Annotated in this window: 13 protein-coding genes and 1 tRNA gene; 11 read left to right on the top strand and 3 right to left on the bottom strand. The window is 47.9% G+C overall.

All coding sequences use genetic code 11. The annotated features are described in order from the left end of the window. Window positions 1–86: 86 nt before the first annotated feature. Window positions 87–1,310 carry a peptidase T gene (pepT, locus tag NNC77_RS07765; protein ID WP_153082362.1) on the bottom strand — a complete coding sequence of 408 codons (1,224 nt, stop codon included), beginning with the start codon at window positions 1,308–1,310 and terminating at the stop codon, window positions 87–89. 34 nt (window positions 1,311–1,344) lie between these two features. Continuing rightward, window positions 1,345–1,418, bottom strand: a tRNA-Arg gene (locus NNC77_RS07760). Window positions 1,419–1,675: 257 nt separating this feature from the next. Here NNC77_RS07760 and asnA point away from each other — a divergent pair. Then, on the top strand, window positions 1,676–2,713 hold the full coding sequence (gene asnA / locus NNC77_RS07755) for an aspartate--ammonia ligase (protein WP_153137598.1): 1,038 nt from the start codon (window positions 1,676–1,678) through the stop codon (window positions 2,711–2,713). A gap of 686 nt (window positions 2,714–3,399) precedes the next feature. Here asnA and NNC77_RS07750 read toward each other — a convergent pair. Further along, on the bottom strand, window positions 3,400–5,316 hold the full coding sequence (locus NNC77_RS07750) for a DNA polymerase III subunit gamma/tau (protein WP_254970516.1): 1,917 nt from the start codon (window positions 5,314–5,316) through the stop codon (window positions 3,400–3,402). Between the two features lie 68 nt (window positions 5,317–5,384). Between NNC77_RS07750 and NNC77_RS07745 the strand changes: the two genes are divergently transcribed. The 10 genes from NNC77_RS07745 to NNC77_RS07700 all read left to right on the top strand — a co-directional run bounded on the left by NNC77_RS07745 (window position 5,385) and on the right by NNC77_RS07700 (window position 17,436). Continuing rightward, a complete protein-coding gene (locus NNC77_RS07745) occupies window positions 5,385–5,732 on the top strand; it encodes an FtsB family cell division protein (protein ID WP_117691582.1) in 348 nt (115 codons plus the stop codon). Further along, window positions 5,716–6,141 carry a hypothetical protein gene (locus tag NNC77_RS07740; protein WP_203053925.1) on the top strand — a complete coding sequence of 142 codons (426 nt, stop codon included), beginning with the start codon at window positions 5,716–5,718 and terminating at the stop codon, window positions 6,139–6,141. Before NNC77_RS07745 ends, NNC77_RS07740 begins: the two co-directional genes overlap by 17 nt. Before the next feature lie 150 nt (window positions 6,142–6,291). Beyond that, window positions 6,292–7,116: a DUF4369 domain-containing protein gene (locus NNC77_RS07735; RefSeq protein ID WP_118200937.1), complete on the top strand. Its 825-nt coding sequence runs from the start codon at window positions 6,292–6,294 to the stop codon at window positions 7,114–7,116. Between the two features lie 69 nt (window positions 7,117–7,185). After that, window positions 7,186–8,520, top strand: coding sequence for a dihydroorotase (locus tag NNC77_RS07730; RefSeq protein WP_254970513.1), 1,335 nt, complete (start codon window positions 7,186–7,188; stop codon window positions 8,518–8,520). A gap of 45 nt (window positions 8,521–8,565) precedes the next feature. Further along, entirely contained in the window at window positions 8,566–9,387 is an 822-nt protein-coding gene (locus tag NNC77_RS07725; protein ID WP_254970511.1) for a vitamin B12 dependent-methionine synthase activation domain-containing protein, read from the top strand. Next, window positions 9,384–10,601 (top strand): metallophosphoesterase, encoded by a 1,218-nt coding sequence (locus NNC77_RS07720; RefSeq protein ID WP_254970509.1) that lies wholly within the window; start codon window positions 9,384–9,386, stop codon window positions 10,599–10,601. Before NNC77_RS07725 ends, NNC77_RS07720 begins: the two co-directional genes overlap by 4 nt. 52 nt (window positions 10,602–10,653) lie before the next feature. After that, entirely contained in the window at window positions 10,654–11,412 is a 759-nt protein-coding gene (locus NNC77_RS07715; protein ID WP_118085475.1) for a lysophospholipid acyltransferase family protein, read from the top strand. Between the two features lie 94 nt (window positions 11,413–11,506). Further along, window positions 11,507–12,247 (top strand): polyprenol monophosphomannose synthase, encoded by a 741-nt coding sequence (locus NNC77_RS07710; RefSeq protein WP_006847253.1) that lies wholly within the window; start codon window positions 11,507–11,509, stop codon window positions 12,245–12,247. A gap of 49 nt (window positions 12,248–12,296) precedes the next feature. Next, a complete protein-coding gene (gene mfd, locus NNC77_RS07705; protein WP_254970501.1) occupies window positions 12,297–15,707 on the top strand; it encodes a transcription-repair coupling factor in 3,411 nt (1,136 codons plus the stop codon). 367 nt (window positions 15,708–16,074) lie between these two features. Next, the gene (locus NNC77_RS07700; RefSeq protein ID WP_254970499.1) at window positions 16,075–17,436 is read left to right on the top strand and encodes a TrpB-like pyridoxal phosphate-dependent enzyme; all 1,362 of its coding nucleotides are present in this window, start codon (window positions 16,075–16,077) and stop codon (window positions 17,434–17,436) included. Window positions 17,437–17,466: the final 30 nt, after the last annotated feature.

Below are 17,466 nucleotides of genomic sequence, written 5' to 3'. Positions count from 1 at the left end.
TGCTGATAAAAATAATAGTTTATAGTAGATAAGACGCTTGCTTTGCAGCAAGAGTGCCCTATTAACTATAAACTATTAACTATAAACTAATCATTAAATTCTTCTGTGATTTCCGCTATCTTCACGATGGTCTTCACTACCTTCTCCATTACCTGGATGCTCACAAACTCGTGAGGACCGTGGAAGTTGACACCGCCGGCGAAGATGTTAGGACAAGGCAGACCCTTGAAGCTCAGCTGGGCTCCGTCGGTACCGCCGCGGATAGGCTCTACACGAGGTGGAACGCCGCTCTCCTGCATCGCTCTGAGCACGATGTCGATGACGTGCATGTTAGGATCAATCTTCTCCTTCATGTTATAGTACTGGTCGTAGATAACCGCCTTTACGGTTCCGTCGCCATATTTCTCGTTCATCTTGTTCACGCAATCCTCGATGAAATCCTTGCGGCTTTCAAACTTGTTGCGGTCGTGATCTCGGATGATGTAGCTGAGTTTTGCCTCCTCGCAGCGGCTCTCGATGCCGATGAGGTGGTAGAAACCCTGGTAGCCTTCAGTTTGCTCAGGAGTCTCGTTCTCAGGAATCATGTTCTGGAATTCCACAGCCAGTCGGCTTGCATTCACCATCTTTCCCTTGGCATAGCCTGTATGAACGCTCACGCCCTTGATGATGATTTTAGCTCCGGCAGCATTGAAGTTCTCATATTCCAGGTCGCCCAGGTCGCCGCCATCTACGGTGTAAGCCCAGTCGCAGCCAAACTTCTCTACGTCGAAATGATGTGCACCCATACCGATTTCCTCGTCAGGATTGAAACCTACTCGGATATCTCCGTGCTTGATTTCGTCGTGGTCGCGCAGATAGCACATAGCCTGTACGATTTCAGCGATGCCCGCCTTGTCGTCGGCACCCAGCAGGGTAGTACCGTCTGTCACGATGATATCCTCTCCCTTGTGAGCCTTCAGTTCTGGGAAAGTCTCAACGCTTGAGATGATGCCCGGGCTCAGCTCGATGTCGTTGCCGTCATAGTTCTTGATGACGCGCGCCTTTACATCCTTTCCGCTGGCATCAGGCGATGTATCCATGTGTGAAATAAATCCGATGGTAGGAGTCTTTTTCTTGGTATTGCTCTTCAGAGTGGCATAGATATAGCCCATGTCATCCATTTCGACATCGCTCAGTCCTTCGTCCTCAAGTTCCTTCTTCAGGTACTTGGCAAATTCGAGCTGTTTTGCCGTACTAGGCACGCTGGTCGATTCTTCGCTCGACTGTGTGTCGAATTTCGTATAGTTTATAAATCGTTCTACTAAATCCATGTTTTCAATTATTAATCATTTCTGTTGTTTCGGGTGATCTCGGTGGGATTCAAACCCACGACCTTCAGAACCGGAATCTGACGCTCTATTCAGCTAAGCTACGAGACCCTCTTTTCTGCCGCCCGTTTCTCCGGTTGTATGACATCGAAACGGAAGTCGACTGCAAAATTACTGCTTTTATTTGAAATAACCAAATATTTGGGGCAGATTTTTTCATATATATAATGTGTATTTGCAAATTGTTCTACAAAATGCTACTAAAAAACTTAAAAATGCTATCATTTTGCGAAAAAATACGGAAAAATGCTTGCAGATTAATTATTATTTTGTACCTTTGCAGCGCAAATACTAAATATGAAATAAAAATGAGCAATTTGATAAAACCTGAAGGGTACAAGGCGCTGCTGGATATGCGCCAGACCGAAATGGGTATTAAAATGATAAAAGAATTCTTCCAGCAAAACCTGAGCACCGAGCTCCGTCTGCGTCGCGTTACCGCTCCGCTCTTCGTATTGAAGGGTCTTGGTATCAATGATGACCTGAACGGCGTAGAGCGCCCTGTAAGTTTCCCTATCAAGGATTTGGGCGAAGCCCAGGCTGAGGTGGTTCATTCTCTTGCCAAGTGGAAGCGACTGACGCTTGCCGAGTATGAGATTGAGCCTGCTTATGGCGTATATACAGATATGAACGCCATCCGTGCTGACGAGGAACTGGATAATCTTCATTCGCTCTATGTTGACCAGTGGGACTGGGAGGCTGTGATTACCAAGGAAGACCGTACCATTGCCTTCCTCGAGAATATCGTGCGCCGCATCTATGGTGCCATCTTGCGTACCGAGTTCCTGGCTTGCGAGCATTATCCTCAGTTGAAGCCTTTCCTGCCTAAGGAGATTCATTTTATTCATGCGCAGGATTTGCTCGATATGTATCCAGACCTTTCTCCTAAGGAGCGCGAGGATGCAATCTGCAAGAAGTATGGTGCTGTATTTGTAGAGGGCATCGGAGGCAAGTTGAGCGATGGCAAGAAGCATGATGGCCGAGCTCCTGACTATGATGACTGGAGCACCGTGGCTGAGAACGGCAAGATGGGACTGAATGGTGATATCCTCATCTGGTATCCTGTTTTGGGTCGCAGTTTCGAGCTCAGTTCTATGGGTATCCGTGTCGACAAGGAGAGTCTGCTGCGTCAGCTTAAGCTGGAGGGCAAGGAGGATAGAGAGAAGCTTTACTTCCATCAGCAGCTCCTGAACGACAAGTTGCCTCTGAGCATTGGTGGCGGTATCGGCCAGAGCCGTCTGTGCATGGTATTGCTTCATAAGGCTCATATTGGTGAGATCCAGGCTAGCATCTGGCCTGAGGAGATGCGCAAGGAGGCTGAGGAAGCGGGCATGAACCTCATCTAAGGCTTTCTGACGGTGCGTCATGGTGTATACTTTGATGTGCTGCATATTCAGTTGATCTTTTTAAGATAATAATAATTTGCTTACGAAGGCTCCCGGTGCGTTTCTGCATCGGGGGCTTTTTTTTTTGTTGTGTGTCGGTATGACACTAACCTAGTTGGTTCAAATTCCCCAGAACGCCCCGTTTCTGCCGTTTTCGGGGTCTTCATTGATGACCGGCGTCTGCCATCATTTATAACCCGTGTTGGTCTTAATAGAAGACTCGAGCGAGGCACAAAAGACTGTTCTTTCGATTGCCGGTGCAAAGATATGAAGATTTCTGGTATCTACCAAATTTAGGCATGTGATAAGGAGCGATTTTCAGCAGCTTACGATTTGAAACTTAGTAAAGAGAAATAACTCTATGTTTCATGGGACGCATCTCTATGTTTTGCGGTGTGGAAAACTATGTTTTACGCTATAAACCAGTATATTACAAAGTAGTAACCGATTACGTGGAACGTATTCAGTATTCAGTATTCAGTTTTTTTCGCTGTTGTTACCACTCTCTGTATAGATAGTATATTATATATATATAATAATATATATATATAATATAAAATAATTACTTACAATTTGTAACCGTATAAAAGGTAACTATCGCGAAAAAAACTGAATACTGAATACTGAATAACCTCTTGGGCATCATTCTATGTCATGACCAGATCCAGGTCCTTTGTGAGTTTTTTCATCGCAGGGTTCTTCTCCATAAGAAGTTCCAGAACTTCATTCTTGGTCAGAACCTTGCCTACCTCTTCCTGGTCGGCAAGGCGGTAGGTGATGCTCAGTTCGCTGTTGTGAAGACCTAAGACGAAAGTCTTGAGAATGCGGTTCTTGATGTTCAAAACGTCGTCTAGCAAGAGCTGGTTGTTGATGATAACCTCTATCTGCGGATAGTTGGTTATCTTCGGTACAATACTCTTCATGCGGTTGGCTAAGCCTATGAAATCCAGCTTGTTCTGCATTCTCATGCACATACTGAACCATGTTGCTTCCACCTGCTCCTGGGTGAACTCGTTCTGGTCGCCCGTGATGGTCGCTTTTTCCTCATTGGTATCATCATACGGACTGTGCAGGCGGCGCTGGTTCTCCTCCCTCTTCTTCAGGTTAGAGAAAGTCATGCCTATGCCGCCCAGCTTGATATTCTTGAGTCGTGGCTTGTGAGGCGATGCAGCATCAGTAGCAGCTCCGGCAGCGGCTGAGCCTTCTGGAGAGGCAGATGCGGCTGCGGTGGCAGATGCTGAATAAGATGCAGCATTGGAGGCTGCAGAAGCGGCTGTCGGTGCCCCTGACGAAGGCACAGCAGTAGCTGTAGCAGCAGACGTTCCCGGCTGTGAAGACCGGTTTTCGCTGCTGCCGGAAGGCTCAGAACCTGCACCCTGAGAGGCAAGCTTAGACTGAGCCAGGAGTTTCTGAAACAGGGATTTTAATCTATTGGGCGTACGCCCCGCACTAGGCACATCCTGATCCTCGGGCTGCGTAATCTGGCCTATCTGTATCAGGGTGAGCTCTACCAGTAATCGCTTGTTGCTGCTGGCGCGGTAATGGATATCGCACTGGTTCATCAGTTCCAGCGCCTTATATAAGAAAGGTGTAGGCGCCTTCTGGGCCTGAGCCTGGAACTTGGCTTTCTGGTCATCGCTGGTTTCGAGCAGAGGCAGGGTCTGAGGGTCCTTCGCCATCATCACATTGCGCACGTGCTGGGCAAGACCCTGAATCATGTTGCCGCCATCGAAACCGCGGCTCAGAATGCCGTCGAGCGTTACCATCATCTCTGCCACCTTGTTCTCCAGAGCCAGGTCTACCAGACGGAAATAGTTGTCGCTGTCGAGCACGTTCAGGTCCTCGATTACCTTCTGGTAAGTGATGTTGCCCATGCAGAAGCTGGCAGCCTGGTCGAAGATAGAGAGGGCATCGCGCATACCTCCGTCTGCCTTTTCGGCTATCACGGCGAGCGCCTGCTCTTCATATTGTATGCCTTCCTTCTCAGCCACCATCTTCAGGTGGTTGATGGTGTTGGCTACCGTCATTCGCTCGAAGTCGTAAATCTGGCATCGGCTCAGGATGGTAGGCAGAATCTTATGCTTCTCGGTTGTGGCGAGGATGAAGATGACATGCTGAGGCGGCTCCTCCAGTGTCTTGAGAAAGGCGTTGAAGGCGGCTGTAGAGAGCATGTGGACCTCGTCAATGATAAACACCTTATACTTGCCCACCTGAGGCGGGATGCGGGTCTGCTCCATCAGAACCTTAATCTGGTCAACACCGTTGTTGCTGGCGGCATCCAGCTCGAAGATGTTGTAGGAACGCTGCTCATTGAAGGCACGGCAGCTCTCACATTCGTTGCATGCCTCGCCGTCTTCGCGAGGGTGCTCGCAGTTGATTGCCTTCGCAAAAATGCGGGCACAAGTGGTCTTTCCCACACCTCTTGGACCGCAGAAAAGATAGGCGTGCGCCAGCTTGCCGCTCTTCACTGCATTCTTCAAAGTGGTGGTCAATGCACTCTGTCCGACAACCGAATCGAAGGTCATCGGACGGTACTTTCTTGCAGAAACTATATACTCTTCCATTATTTTTTCTTAATTGATGATGCAAAGATAACAAAAAAATATTATCTTTGCAAACAAATTCGGAAGAAATGAGTAAAAAACTTGGTATTATATGGAATTATCTCGCTCATTATAAGTATCTTATAGTGATTGTAGCGGGTGTTCTGGTAGTTGGTGTAGTTGACGACAACAGTGTAAGACAGCACATTAAGTACCAGATAGAGATAGCTACGCTCCGTTCGGAGATAGAAAAGTATCGTGAGCAGTATGAAAACGACAAGCATACCCTGCGTGATATGCAGCATGGTGTGCGGGCATTTGAGAAGATAGCCCGCCAGCGTTATTTCATGAAGGCTGATGATGAAGATATCTTTGTATTGAGTTCGGATATTCCGGAAAAAACTAACGAACAAGACGAAAATGAAACAATTGAGTAAACTGGAAAGTGCTATTTTCTTGCTGGGCGGCGTGCTGATGGTTGTCGGTGCGGCTTGCTTCGCATTTGGTTTTTCACATCCGCAGCTGGTGCAGGTAACGAGCTGGGGGTTCCTGCTGGGCACCATACTCTTCAGTGTAATGCAGGCGATGCAGATCTATGAGGGACCTTCGCTGGTTATCCACCGACTGAAGAGGATGCAGTATGTGGCAGACATCTTCTTCGTGCTCTCAGGCATCTCGATGGTAGATACGGTGTATGCTTTCCTGCGCCGCTGGTTTGAGAATTATGAGACCTATATCACCTATTTCTATAATAAGTGGGTAGTCTTCCTCCTCATCGCAGCTCTGCTGGAACTGTATACCACGCATCGCATCTCTCATGAACTGAAGAAGGAAAACAATCAGTAATATAGAAAGGACGAGAAAAAAGCTTTCGGTGGCCAATAGGAGTGCAAACAAAACATAAATCTTGTAAGAATGAATTAAATTGCTGCAATTTATTTCGTCAGTTCAAATTAAGATTGTACTTTTGTTCACCGAAAGTGATATAGATAGCTTATGAATAGAATATTTTACGCATTCATTGCCTTGATGGCACTTGCATCTTGTGCCAACAGTTACGATATCTCGGGTACTTCTAACGTAAGTACTCTGGACGGACGCATGCTGTACCTTAAAATACTGGAAAACAACGATTTCAAGAACGTGGATTCTTGCGATGTAGTGCACGGACAGTTCCATTTTCAGGGTTCTGTCGACTCTATGAGGATGGCGAATATCTTCATGGATGATGACCCTGTGCTGCCGCTGGTGCTGGAGAGTGGAAGCATTACGGTGAAGCTCGATGATACACAGCAGGTGGTAAGCGGTACTCCGATGAACGATAAGCTCTTCGGCTTCTTCAAGAAATACCAGCAGATTCAGAATCAGTTGCGCGAACTGGTACACAAGCACGACCAGGCTATCATGAACGGTAGCGATATGGTGGCTGTCAACAAGCATCTGAACGAGGAATCCATCCGCCTCTCTGAGCAGGAAGACAAGCTCATCACTTCGTTTGTTACCGACAACTTCAACAATGTGCTGGGACCGGGCGTCTTCTTCCTCGTTACGATGGGCAACCAGTATCCGATGCTCTCTCCTTGGATTGAGGATATCATGAGCAAGGCTACCGACTATTTCAAGAATGATCCTTATGTAAAGGACTATTATAAGAAAGCTCAAGAAAATCAGGAGATTATGAACGGTACTCGAGATGCTCAGAGCGGCATGCAGCCAGAGATGGAGGCGGCTCCACAGGTAAATCCTGATGCGGCTCCGGCACCTACAGCCAACGAACTGGCTGCGCCTACGATTCCTGAAAAACAGGAAGGTCAGGAGTAGAAACAGGGCTCTTTCAAGGTCTTGGGCATTAACATCTTGTAAAACTCTTCATTTTATAAGTTTAGTAATATGAAATTAATCAAGAATGGAACCATTATAAATGAGGGTCGCTCTTTTGTGGGCGACCTCTTGTTGGATGGTGAATTTATCAAGGAGATATATGAAGGCGAGGCACCCCGTGGCAATTACGATGAAGTCATCGATGCCTCGGGGTGTTTTGTTTTGCCGGGTGTGATTGATGATCATGTTCACTTCCGTGAGCCGGGACTTACGCAGAAGGCTGACATCGAGAGCGAAAGCCGTGCAGCTGCCTTTGGTGGTGTGACCAGCTATTTCGAGATGCCTAATACGGTGCCTCAGACTACCACTCTGGAGGCCTGGCAGGCAAAGCGGCAGCTGGGCGCAGAGAAGAGTCATGTGAACTACAGTTTCTTCTTTGGTGCTACCAATGACAATGTAAATGATTTTGAGCAGCTCGATACGCATCGCGTTCCGGGAATCAAGCTCTTTATGGGCTCCAGTACGGGCAATATGCTGGTGGATAAATATGAGGCGCTGCAGGCTATCTTCAAGAAGGCGAAAGAGCTGGATTTGCCGGTGATGACCCACTGTGAGGATACCGAAATCATCAACCGCAACATGCAGCTGGCTAAGCAGAAATGGGGTGAGGACCCTGCCGTAGAGCATCATCCGGAAATACGCAGCGAGGAGGCTTGCTATGAAAGCAGCCGTCTGGCGGTGCAGCTGGCTAAGGAAAGCGGGGCGCATCTCCATATCGCCCACGTTACTACGGCTAAGGAACTGGAGTTCTTTGGTAAGGATGAAAATATTACAGGCGAGGCTGTTGTGGCTCATCTTATGTTCTCGGATAAAGATTACGCTGTGAAGGGCGCACGCATCAAATGCAACCCTGCTGTAAAGACCGTTGCTGACCGCGAAGCTTTGCGTAAGTCGCTGAGTAATGGCAAGATAACTGTAGTAGGTACCGATCATGCTCCTCATCAGTTGAAGGATAAACAGGGCGGTTGTGCCAAGGCTGCATCAGGTATGCCAATGGTACAGTTCTCGCTGGTAAGCATGCTGAAACTTGTTGACGAAAAGGTAATCAGTATCGAGCGCCTGGTTGAACTGATGTGCCATAATCCAGCCCGTCTGTTCCATATCAGTCAGCGCGGCTTCCTGCGTCCGGGTTATAAGGCAGATGTCGTTGTGGTGCGCAAGGGAGAGCCTTGGAAGGTGACCGCAGAGATGATTCAGAGCAAGTGTAAATGGAGCCCTGTAGAGGGTGATGAGTTTGCATGGAAAGTGGAGCAGACTTTCTGTAACGGTAGTCTTATCTATAACAAAGGCGTGTTTGATGCCGCTTGCAGAGGAGAGGAACTGGAGTTCAGAAACAATTCCTGAAAAAGGGAAATCTTACGGAGATTGTAAAATAAAATATCGTATCGGATGCGAAGAATAGTATACAATATAAGCGAAATTGAGCCATATATCAACTGGCTATATTTCTATCATGCCTGGGGATTGAGCGGCAAACCTCGAGAGGAAAAGGAAAAACTGAAGGCTGAGGCGCTCGATATGCTCCATTCATGGGAGGGCGAATTTCATACCTATGCCGTCTTCGGACTCTTCGAGGCGAACAGCGAGGGGGATGATATCTGGCTGGAAGGGCAGAAAGTCCGCTTCCCGATGCTCCGTCAGCAGCATCCGGCGGCTCAGGGAGAACCCAATCTCTGTCTGGCTGATTTCATCCGCCCTCTGGGCAGCGGAATAACAGACCGGCTGGGTATCTTCTGCACGACGGTAGATGGCGGTCTGGAGAAGAAATATCGCACGGACGACTACCTCAATATGATGGCACAGACACTCTGCGACCGGTTGGCTGAAGCCACGGCAGAGAAGTTGCACGAAGAGGTGAGACGCAGCATCTGGGGCTATGCTCCCGACGAGCAGCTGAGCATCGAAGACCAGCATCTGGAGCGCTATCAGGGCATCCGTCCGGCTATAGGATACCCTTCGCTGCCCGATACCAGTGCCAACTTCATCATCGACCAGCTCATAGATATGAGTCAGGTGGGCATCCGGCTCACCACAAGCGGAATGATGACGCCTCATGCCAGTGTCTCGGGGCTGATGTTTGCACATCCCAAGTCGCGGTATTTCGAACTGGGACGGATAGGAGACGACCAGCTTCGCGACTATGCACAGCGCAGAGGAGTGCCCGTGCAGGCAATGAAAACGTATCTTCAATCAAGTTTGATCAAGAAATGATAGCAAGAATATTGATACCCGTAGTGGTATTCACCCTGTTGCCGTATCTCTGGATATATAAAAGGTATGGCAAGTTACGGCTGAAGAGTCTCTGGCAGCGGGTGCTCTTCTGGTTGCCGGCTTTCGTGGTTATCGCCTACAGCGCGTATATCACGATACTGCCCAACTTCCTGCCACGCAATCCGGTGCTCATCGACATCTGGTTTGTGATGATGGCAGTATGTGCGGTTCCGCAGTTTGTCTTCAGTCTGTTCAGTGTCTTCGGCTGGTGTTGTATGAGGCTTCTCCACGGCCATCGCAACTGGGGCAAGCTCCTCGGTCTGGTAGTGGGAGCGGTGGCATTCTTCTGCTTTATCTATGGATTTACCGAAGGATTTCCTAAGATGCAGGTCAAGCGTATCACCATCTATGTACCTAATCTGCCGAAGTCTTTCGAGGGCTATCGCATCGTTCAGTTCAGCGACATCCATCTCGGGTCATACTATGGCTGGCGTGGTCATCTGCCTCAGCGCGATATCGACAGTATTAATGCCGAAAAACCTGATCTGATTTGCTTTACGGGTGATTTACAGAATGTTACACCCGATGAACTGCCTAAGTATCAGGCGCTGCTCAGCAGTCTGAAAGCCAGAGACGGCGTGATGAGTGTGCTGGGCAATCACGATTACACCTATTATATGGATGTAGATGATGAGCAGGAGATAGCTGCATTAGAGAAGCGGATGCAGGACTTCCAGCGGAGTTGCGGATGGCGCCTGCTGATGAATGAGCATGTGGCGGTGCATAGAGGCGCTGACAGCATCTATGTAGCTGGTACAGAGAACTATGACAAGCCAAAGCGAACCAACGTAAGGAAGGCGCTGTATGGCATCAGACTGGGCTCTTTCGTGCTGATGCTGCAGCATATTCCGAAGCAATGGCGCGAGACTTGGCCTTCTACTATTAATAAGGAGAAGGATGAGGATGGCGATGTGATAGGACCTGACAGGAAGGATTCGCTGGTCGTAGCACCGCAGCTTACGCTGAGCGGTCATACGCATGCGGGGCAGATCAATATCCTGGGCTTGCGTCCGTCGATGTTTACTCCTTATGATTATGGCCTCTTCGAAGAGGAAGGTTGCCAGCTCTATACCACATCGGGTCTGGGCGGTACCGTTCCAATCCGCATCGGGGCTACGGCAGAAATCGTGGTCATCACACTGAAGAGAAAATAAGGAGTGTTGAGTGTTAAATATTGAGTGTTAAATTATTCATTCTTAATAAAAAATGAAGTACTTATATCGTCTGTATCAGCTTGTGATATGCTTACCTATCCTGTTGGTAGCTAGCGTTTTAACCAGTTTAACTACTGTTTTGGGATGTATGCTGGGCAATGGCCATTTCTGGGGTTATTATCCCGGTAAGTATTGGTCCTGGCTTTGGGTCCGCATCCTCCTTCTGCCTGTAAAAGTAGAGGGACGTGAGCATCTCAAGAAGAACCAGAGTTATGTTTTCGTGGCCAATCATCAGGGTGCTTTCGATATCTTCCTGATATACGGTTTTCTGGGCAGAAACTTCAAGTGGATGATGAAGAAGGGCTTGCGCAAAGTGCCTCTCATCGGTATCGCCTGTGAGTATGCGCACCACATCTTTGTAGACAAGAGCGGACCTTCGAAGATCCGTGCTTCTTATGACCGTGCTCGTGAGGTGCTTAAAGAGGGCATGTCGCTGGTGGTATTCCCTGAGGGCGCCCGTTCGTTTACGGGGCACATGGGCGTGTTCCGCCGCGGTGCTTTCATGCTTGCCGATGAACTGCAGTTGCCGGTATGTCCGCTTACCATCAATGGCAGTTTTGATGTGAAGCCTCGCATGAAGGACATCTACTGGGCTTTCTGGCATCCTCTGAAGCTCACCATTCATGAGCCTATCGAGCCGATAGGCAAGGGAGCTGACAATATCAAGAACCAGATGAACAAGAGCTATGAGGCGATCATGAACGGGCTTGACAAGAAATATCAAGGTTTTGTAGAGAATCCTGACCAATAATTTCGGGTTTTTGCTTGTTATTTCAAAAATAAGTTGTAATTTTGCATCTGTATTACATTATTTAGTATCAGAATCATTAAAATTAGAAGAAGTTATGAGTGATAGCATAGTAATCATTCCTACATATAATGAGAAGGAAAACATCGAGAAAATCATCCGTGCTGTCTTCGGTCTCGAAAAGCAGTTTGATATCCTCGTTATCGATGACGGAAGTCCTGATGGTACTGCTGCCATTGTCAAGGGCTTGATGGCTAATGAGTTTGCCGGTCGTCTGCATATCCTAGAGCGTTCGGGTAAACTCGGTTTGGGTACTGCCTATATCATGGGCTTCAAATGGTCATTGAAGCAGGGCTATGACTTCATCTTCGAGATGGATGCCGACTTCAGTCATGATCCTAATGATTTGCCTCGTCTCTATGCGGCAACTCACGATGAGGGCTATGATGTGGCTGTAGGCTCAAGATATATTTCGGGTGTGAACGTGGTCAACTGGCCTATCGGACGCGTATTGATGAGCTATTTCGCTTCTAAATACGTACGTATCGTAACCGGATTTAAGGTGAATGATACCACAGCTGGATTCGTCTGCTACCGACGTAAGGTGTTGGAAACCATAGATTTGGATGCTATCCGCTTCAAGGGCTATGCTTTCCAGATAGAGATGAAATATACGGCTCATCGAATCGGTTTCAAGATCAAGGAGGTGCCTGTCATCTTTGTTAACCGTCGTGAAGGTGTGAGCAAGATGAGTGGTGGAATCTTCGGTGAGGCTTTCTTTGGCGTGATGCGACTGCGCCTGGATGGCTGGTTCAAGAAATATCCGAAGAAGGATTAATACTCTGTAATCACTACTCAGTAATCAGTAATCACTAATCAGTACTTGGATGGAAATCCAAAAGATAGAAAAAACATACGGGCGTTCGCCACAGGCGGATGCCCTCTTTGATTTGATGGGGAAGAAGTCGGTTCATTCCATTTTTCTCCAGGGTTTGCTGTGCTCTTCGGCTCCGATGTTCTTTGCTTCTCTGCAGGGGAAGATGAAGCGTTCGGTACTCTTCGTACTGGATGATGCCGATGAAGCAGGCTATTTTTATCACGATCTCACTCAGATGATGGGGCAGGAGAAGGTCTTCTTCTTTCCTTCCAGCTATCGGCGTGCCGTGAAATACGGGCAGCGTGATGCAGCGAACGAAATCCTACGTACAGAGGTGCTGGCGCGCCTCTCTTCGGGAGGACATTTCCTGGTAGTCACTTATCCCGATGCACTGGCAGAACTCGTTGTGGCTAAGCAGAATCTGGATGAACGGATAATGAAACTGGCTGTAGGCCAGCAGATTGCTCAGACCGATGTAGTTCATACCCTGCGCGATTTCGAACTCAAAGAAACCGATTATGTTTATGAACCGGGCCAGTTTGCCGTGCGTGGAAGCATCCTCGATGTTTATTCCTACAGCTGCGAATATCCGTTCCGTATCGACTTCTTCGGCGATGAGATTGACACCATCCGTACCTTTGATGTTGAGACCCAGCTCTCGCAGGCGAAGCGCACAGAGATAGAAATCGTGCCCGAACTCGCCCATATCGAGAGCAACAAGCAGTGTTTCCTCAATTTCCTCTCCGAAAGTACGCCAGTCGTGGCGAAAGACCTTGCTTTCGTTTGCGACCGCATCGGTCAGATTTATACCGAAGGCTTCTCATCGCAGAGCCTTGCCGAGCAGCTGGAGGGAGCCACTGAGGTGGAGGCAGAGCGCATCAGACATGAGATGAAGACCGAGCTCAACCTCGTTTCTCCGCTCGATTTCAAGAAGGCAGTAGCGGCTCATCTCCGTATCGAGTTCGGCAAGGTCGCTCCGTCAGAGAGTCCGGCTGTGATACCTTTCAATATCGCTCCACAGCCTCTTTTCCATAAGAATTTTAATTTGCTTTGCCAGACTCTGGAGGATTTCCTGCTCCAGGGTTACACCTTATATATATTGGCAGATAGCCAGAAGCAGCAACAGCGCCTGAAGGATATCTTTGAAAGCGAAGAGCTGAAGCGCTACGCCATCCGTTTTACACCGGTAGACAAGACGCTTCATGAAGGCTTTACTGACCATGACAAGAAGTGCTGTTTCTTTACCGATCATCAGATTTTTGACCGTTTTCATAAATATAACCTGCGCTCAGATAAAGCGAGAGCCGGCAAGATGGCACTCACCATGAAGGAACTGCAGGAGATGGAAGTGGGAGATTTTATCGTGCATGTAGACTTCGGTATCGGCAAGTTCGGCGGTCTGGTTAGGGTTCCTACGGGCAACAGCTATCAGGAAATGATCCGCATCGTCTATACGAACAATGACAAGGTGGATGTTTCTATCCACTCGCTTTATAAAATCAGCAAATATCGCCGCAGCGATACCGGTACTCCGCCTCGCCTGTCTACACTGGGTACAGGTGCCTGGGATAAACTCAAGGACAAAGCTAAGAAGCGAATCAAGGACATTGCGCGCGACCTGATCAAACTCTATGCCCAGCGCCGACGGGAGAAGGGATTCGCCTTCAGTGCCGACAATTATCTGCAGCATACGCTGGAGGCTTCCTTCCTGTATGAAGATACGCCAGACCAGAATAAGGCTACCCAGGAGGTAAAGAAGGATATGGAGAGCGGCAGACCGATGGACCGTCTGGTTTGTGGCGATGTGGGCTTCGGCAAGACTGAGGTTGCCATCCGTGCAGCCTTCAAGGCAGCGTGCGACAGCAAGCAGGTTGCGGTGCTGGTGCCTACTACCGTTCTGGCTTTCCAGCATTATCAGACTTTCAAAAAGCGTCTGGAAGGCATGCCTGTAAGGGTAGACTATCTCAGTAGAGCCCGTACAACGAAGGAAACCAGAGAGGTGCTTGACGCCCTGAAAGAGGGTAAGATTGATATCCTCATAGGTACGCATAAGCTGATATCAAAGACCGTGAAATGGCATGACCTGGGACTGCTCGTCATCGATGAAGAGCAGAAGTTCGGTGTGTCTACCAAAGAGAAACTCCGTCAGCTCAAGGTAAATGTCGATACACTCACGATGAGTGCCACTCCGATTCCGCGAACCCTCCAGTTCTCTCTGATGGGCGCCCGGGATATGAGTATCATGCGCACTCCGCCACCTAACCGTTATCCGATTCATACCGAACTGGTAACGTTTAGTAGTGAAGTTATCTGCGATGCCATCAACTTCGAGATGAGCCGAAACGGACAGGTTTATTTCGTATGCGACAGAATATCCAAGCTTCCGGAACTCAAGATGCTCATCGAGAAGCATATCCCAGACTGTAGGGTAGCAATCGGTCACGGACAGATGAAGCCTGAGGATTTGGAGAAAATCATCATGGGCTTTATCAATTACGATTATGATGTACTGCTTTCTACCACTATTGTAGAGAACGGTATCGACATTTCCAATGCCAATACGATTATCGTGAGCGATGCTCATCACTTCGGATTGAGTGACCTGCATCAGATGCGTGGACGCGTAGGAAGAAGCAACAAGAAGGCTTTCTGCTATCTGATGGCGCCACCTAAGAGTGCACTTACTCCTGAGGCGCGTCGCCGGCTGGAGGCTCTGGAGACGTTCAGCGAACTGGGTAGCGGCTTCAATCTCGCCATGCAGGACCTGGATATCCGCGGTGCGGGTAATCTGCTGGGCTCTGAGCAGAGCGGTTTTATGGAAGATCTGGGTTATGAAACCTACCAGAAGATTCTCTCTCAGGCTGTCACAGAGTTGAAGAACGAGGAGTTCTGTGATCTTTATCAGGAGAAGATGGATGAAGGTGCCCAGCTTACGGGTGATGATTTCGTTGACGATTGTGGCATAGAGAGCGATCTGGAGATGTATTTCCCTCAGACTTATGTGCCTGGTGACAGTGAGCGCATGCTTCTTTATCGTGAACTGGACCGCCTGGAGAGCGATGATGAAGTAGAAGCTTACCGCAAGCGTATGATAGACCGTTTTGGTCCTGTGCCTCATGAAGCAGACGAACTGATGCATGTGGTAGGTCTGCGTAGGGTAGGCAAGAAGCTAGGTTGCGAGAAGATTATTCTCAAGCAGGGCTATATGCAGATGCAGTTTGTAAGCAATGTAAACAGTCCGTTCTACAGAAGTCAGATGTTTAACCGCATACTCGCTTACGTTACCAGTCATATTCAAGATTGTGTTCTGAAGGAAAAATTCAACAAGCGAATGCTTCGCATCAATGATGTGAAGACAGTAGGGCAGGCTGTAAACCTGCTGAATCAGATATCGCAGATAGATTTAGGTAATGAAAAGTAATCAGTTTATTGCATAAAAAAAACATTGGAATCCCAATATCCCTATTGAGTTCCAATGTTTTATTTTTTGTATAAGTAAAAGATGATGATAAGCGTTTCACAACGCATGTTGAATTTTTCTGTTGCAAAGATACTATTTCCTGTTATAATAGTGGGGTAATATTTGATATTTTAGGTGTAATATTTGGTTAAAATCTTAGAAATCACACCGATTGTATACTTTGGCAACAAATAATACCAATAGAATTAACTGATTTGTTGGACAAAAATAAAAAAAATAGTGGAAAATCAGATAAAAAAGTTTTTTATTTCATTTTTTATTTGTACCTTTGTTCAGGCATACAACAATTTTAAACATATATATAGATATGAGACAGAAAAAGTACATCTTAAGCGAGCAGGAACTTCCTACTCAGTGGTACAACATTCAGGCAGATATGCCTAACAAGCCATTGCCACCGTTGAACCCTCAGACTCACCAGCCAATGAGTGCTGATGATTTGTCACACGTATTTAATAAGGAGTGCTCAAAGCAGGAACTTGATACAGAGCATGCCTGGATTGACATTCCAGAAGATGTGCTGGAGAAGTACACCTTCTACCGTTCAACCCCTCTTGTACGTGCTTATGCCCTTGAGGAGGCACTCGGTACTCCGGCGCATATCTACTTCAAGAATGAGAGTACCAACCCGTTAGGTTCTCATAAAATCAATTCAGCGATTCCTCAGTGCTATTACTGTAAGCAGGAGGGTGATACCAACGTCACTACAGAGACTGGTGCAGGACAGTGGGGTGCAGCCCTCTCTTATGCAGCAAAACTCTACGGCCTGGAGGCAGCAGTTTATCAGGTAAAGATTACCATGCAGCAGAAACCATACCGTTCCAGCATCATGCGTACGTTTGGAGCCACTGTAGAGGGTTCTCCTTCCATGAGTACACGTGCCGGTAAGAATATCATCACACGCGATCCTCATCATCCTGGTTCGCTCGGTACAGCTATCAGTGAGGCTGTTGAGTTGGCTACAACCACACCGGGCTGTAAGTATACACTGGGTTCCGTGCTCAATCATGTGGCACTTCACCAGACCATCATCGGTCTAGAGGCAGAGAAGCAGATGGCGATGGCAGGTGAGTATCCTGATCAGGTGATTGCTTGTTTCGGTGGTGGTAGTAACTTTGGTGGTATTGCCTTCCCATTCCTCCGTCACAACTTCACAGGCGAGCGCCATACTGAGTTTATAGCTGCAGAGCCGGAGAGCTGTCCTAAGCTGACTCGCGGTAAGTTTGAGTATGATTTCGGTGATGAGGCAGGTTATACTCCATTGCTGCCAATGTTTACTTTGGGTCATGATTTCAAGCCAGCCAACATTCATGCCGGTGGTCTCCGTTATCATGGTGCGGGCATGATTATTTCCCAGCTTCTGAAGGATGGTTACCTGCATGGTGTAGATATCCCTCAACTGGAGTCATTCAAGGCGGGTATGCTCTTTGCACAGACCGAGGGTATCATTCCTGCTCCAGAGAGCTGCCATGCGATTGCAGCCACTATACGTGAGGCTCTGAAGGCTAAGGAAGAGGGCAAGGAGAAGGTTATCCTGTTCTGCCTCTCAGGCCATGGTCTTATCGATATGCCGTCTTACGATAGCTATATTAATGGCGATTTGCACAATTATTCAGTAAGTGATGAAGAAATCCAGCAGTTCCTCAAGGATGTGCCAAAGGTTGACTAATAGTTTACAGTTAATAGTTTATAGTTTATA

Source organism: Segatella copri (assembly GCF_024330485.1).
Taxonomy (GTDB): Bacteria; Bacteroidota; Bacteroidia; order Bacteroidales; family Bacteroidaceae; genus Prevotella; species Prevotella copri_L.
Note: the sequence above shows the minus strand (reverse complement) of the source record. Positions and strands in the feature narration are given on the sequence as shown.

Excerpts from the sequence above, each read along its gene's own strand:
- NNC77_RS07720 (WP_254970509.1), top strand. The coding sequence starts at position 9,384 with ATGATAGCAAGAATATTGATACCCGTAGTGGTATTCACCCTGTTGCCG.
- NNC77_RS07735 (WP_118200937.1), top strand. The coding sequence starts at position 6,292 with ATGAATAGAATATTTTACGCATTCATTGCCTTGATGGCACTTGCATCT.
- NNC77_RS07745 (WP_117691582.1), top strand. The coding sequence starts at position 5,385 with ATGAGTAAAAAACTTGGTATTATATGGAATTATCTCGCTCATTATAAG.
- NNC77_RS07750 (WP_254970516.1), bottom strand. The coding sequence starts at position 5,316 with ATGGAAGAGTATATAGTTTCTGCAAGAAAGTACCGTCCGATGACCTTC.
- NNC77_RS07725 (WP_254970511.1), top strand. The coding sequence starts at position 8,566 with ATGCGAAGAATAGTATACAATATAAGCGAAATTGAGCCATATATCAAC.
- NNC77_RS07715 (WP_118085475.1), top strand. The coding sequence starts at position 10,654 with ATGAAGTACTTATATCGTCTGTATCAGCTTGTGATATGCTTACCTATC.
- NNC77_RS07730 (WP_254970513.1), top strand. The coding sequence starts at position 7,186 with ATGAAATTAATCAAGAATGGAACCATTATAAATGAGGGTCGCTCTTTT.
- asnA (WP_153137598.1), top strand. The coding sequence starts at position 1,676 with ATGAGCAATTTGATAAAACCTGAAGGGTACAAGGCGCTGCTGGATATG.
- NNC77_RS07740 (WP_203053925.1), top strand. The coding sequence starts at position 5,716 with ATGAAACAATTGAGTAAACTGGAAAGTGCTATTTTCTTGCTGGGCGGC.
- pepT (WP_153082362.1), bottom strand. The coding sequence starts at position 1,310 with ATGGATTTAGTAGAACGATTTATAAACTATACGAAATTCGACACACAG.
- NNC77_RS07710 (WP_006847253.1), top strand. The coding sequence starts at position 11,507 with ATGAGTGATAGCATAGTAATCATTCCTACATATAATGAGAAGGAAAAC.
- NNC77_RS07700 (WP_254970499.1), top strand. The coding sequence starts at position 16,075 with ATGAGACAGAAAAAGTACATCTTAAGCGAGCAGGAACTTCCTACTCAG.
- mfd (WP_254970501.1), top strand. The coding sequence starts at position 12,297 with ATGGAAATCCAAAAGATAGAAAAAACATACGGGCGTTCGCCACAGGCG.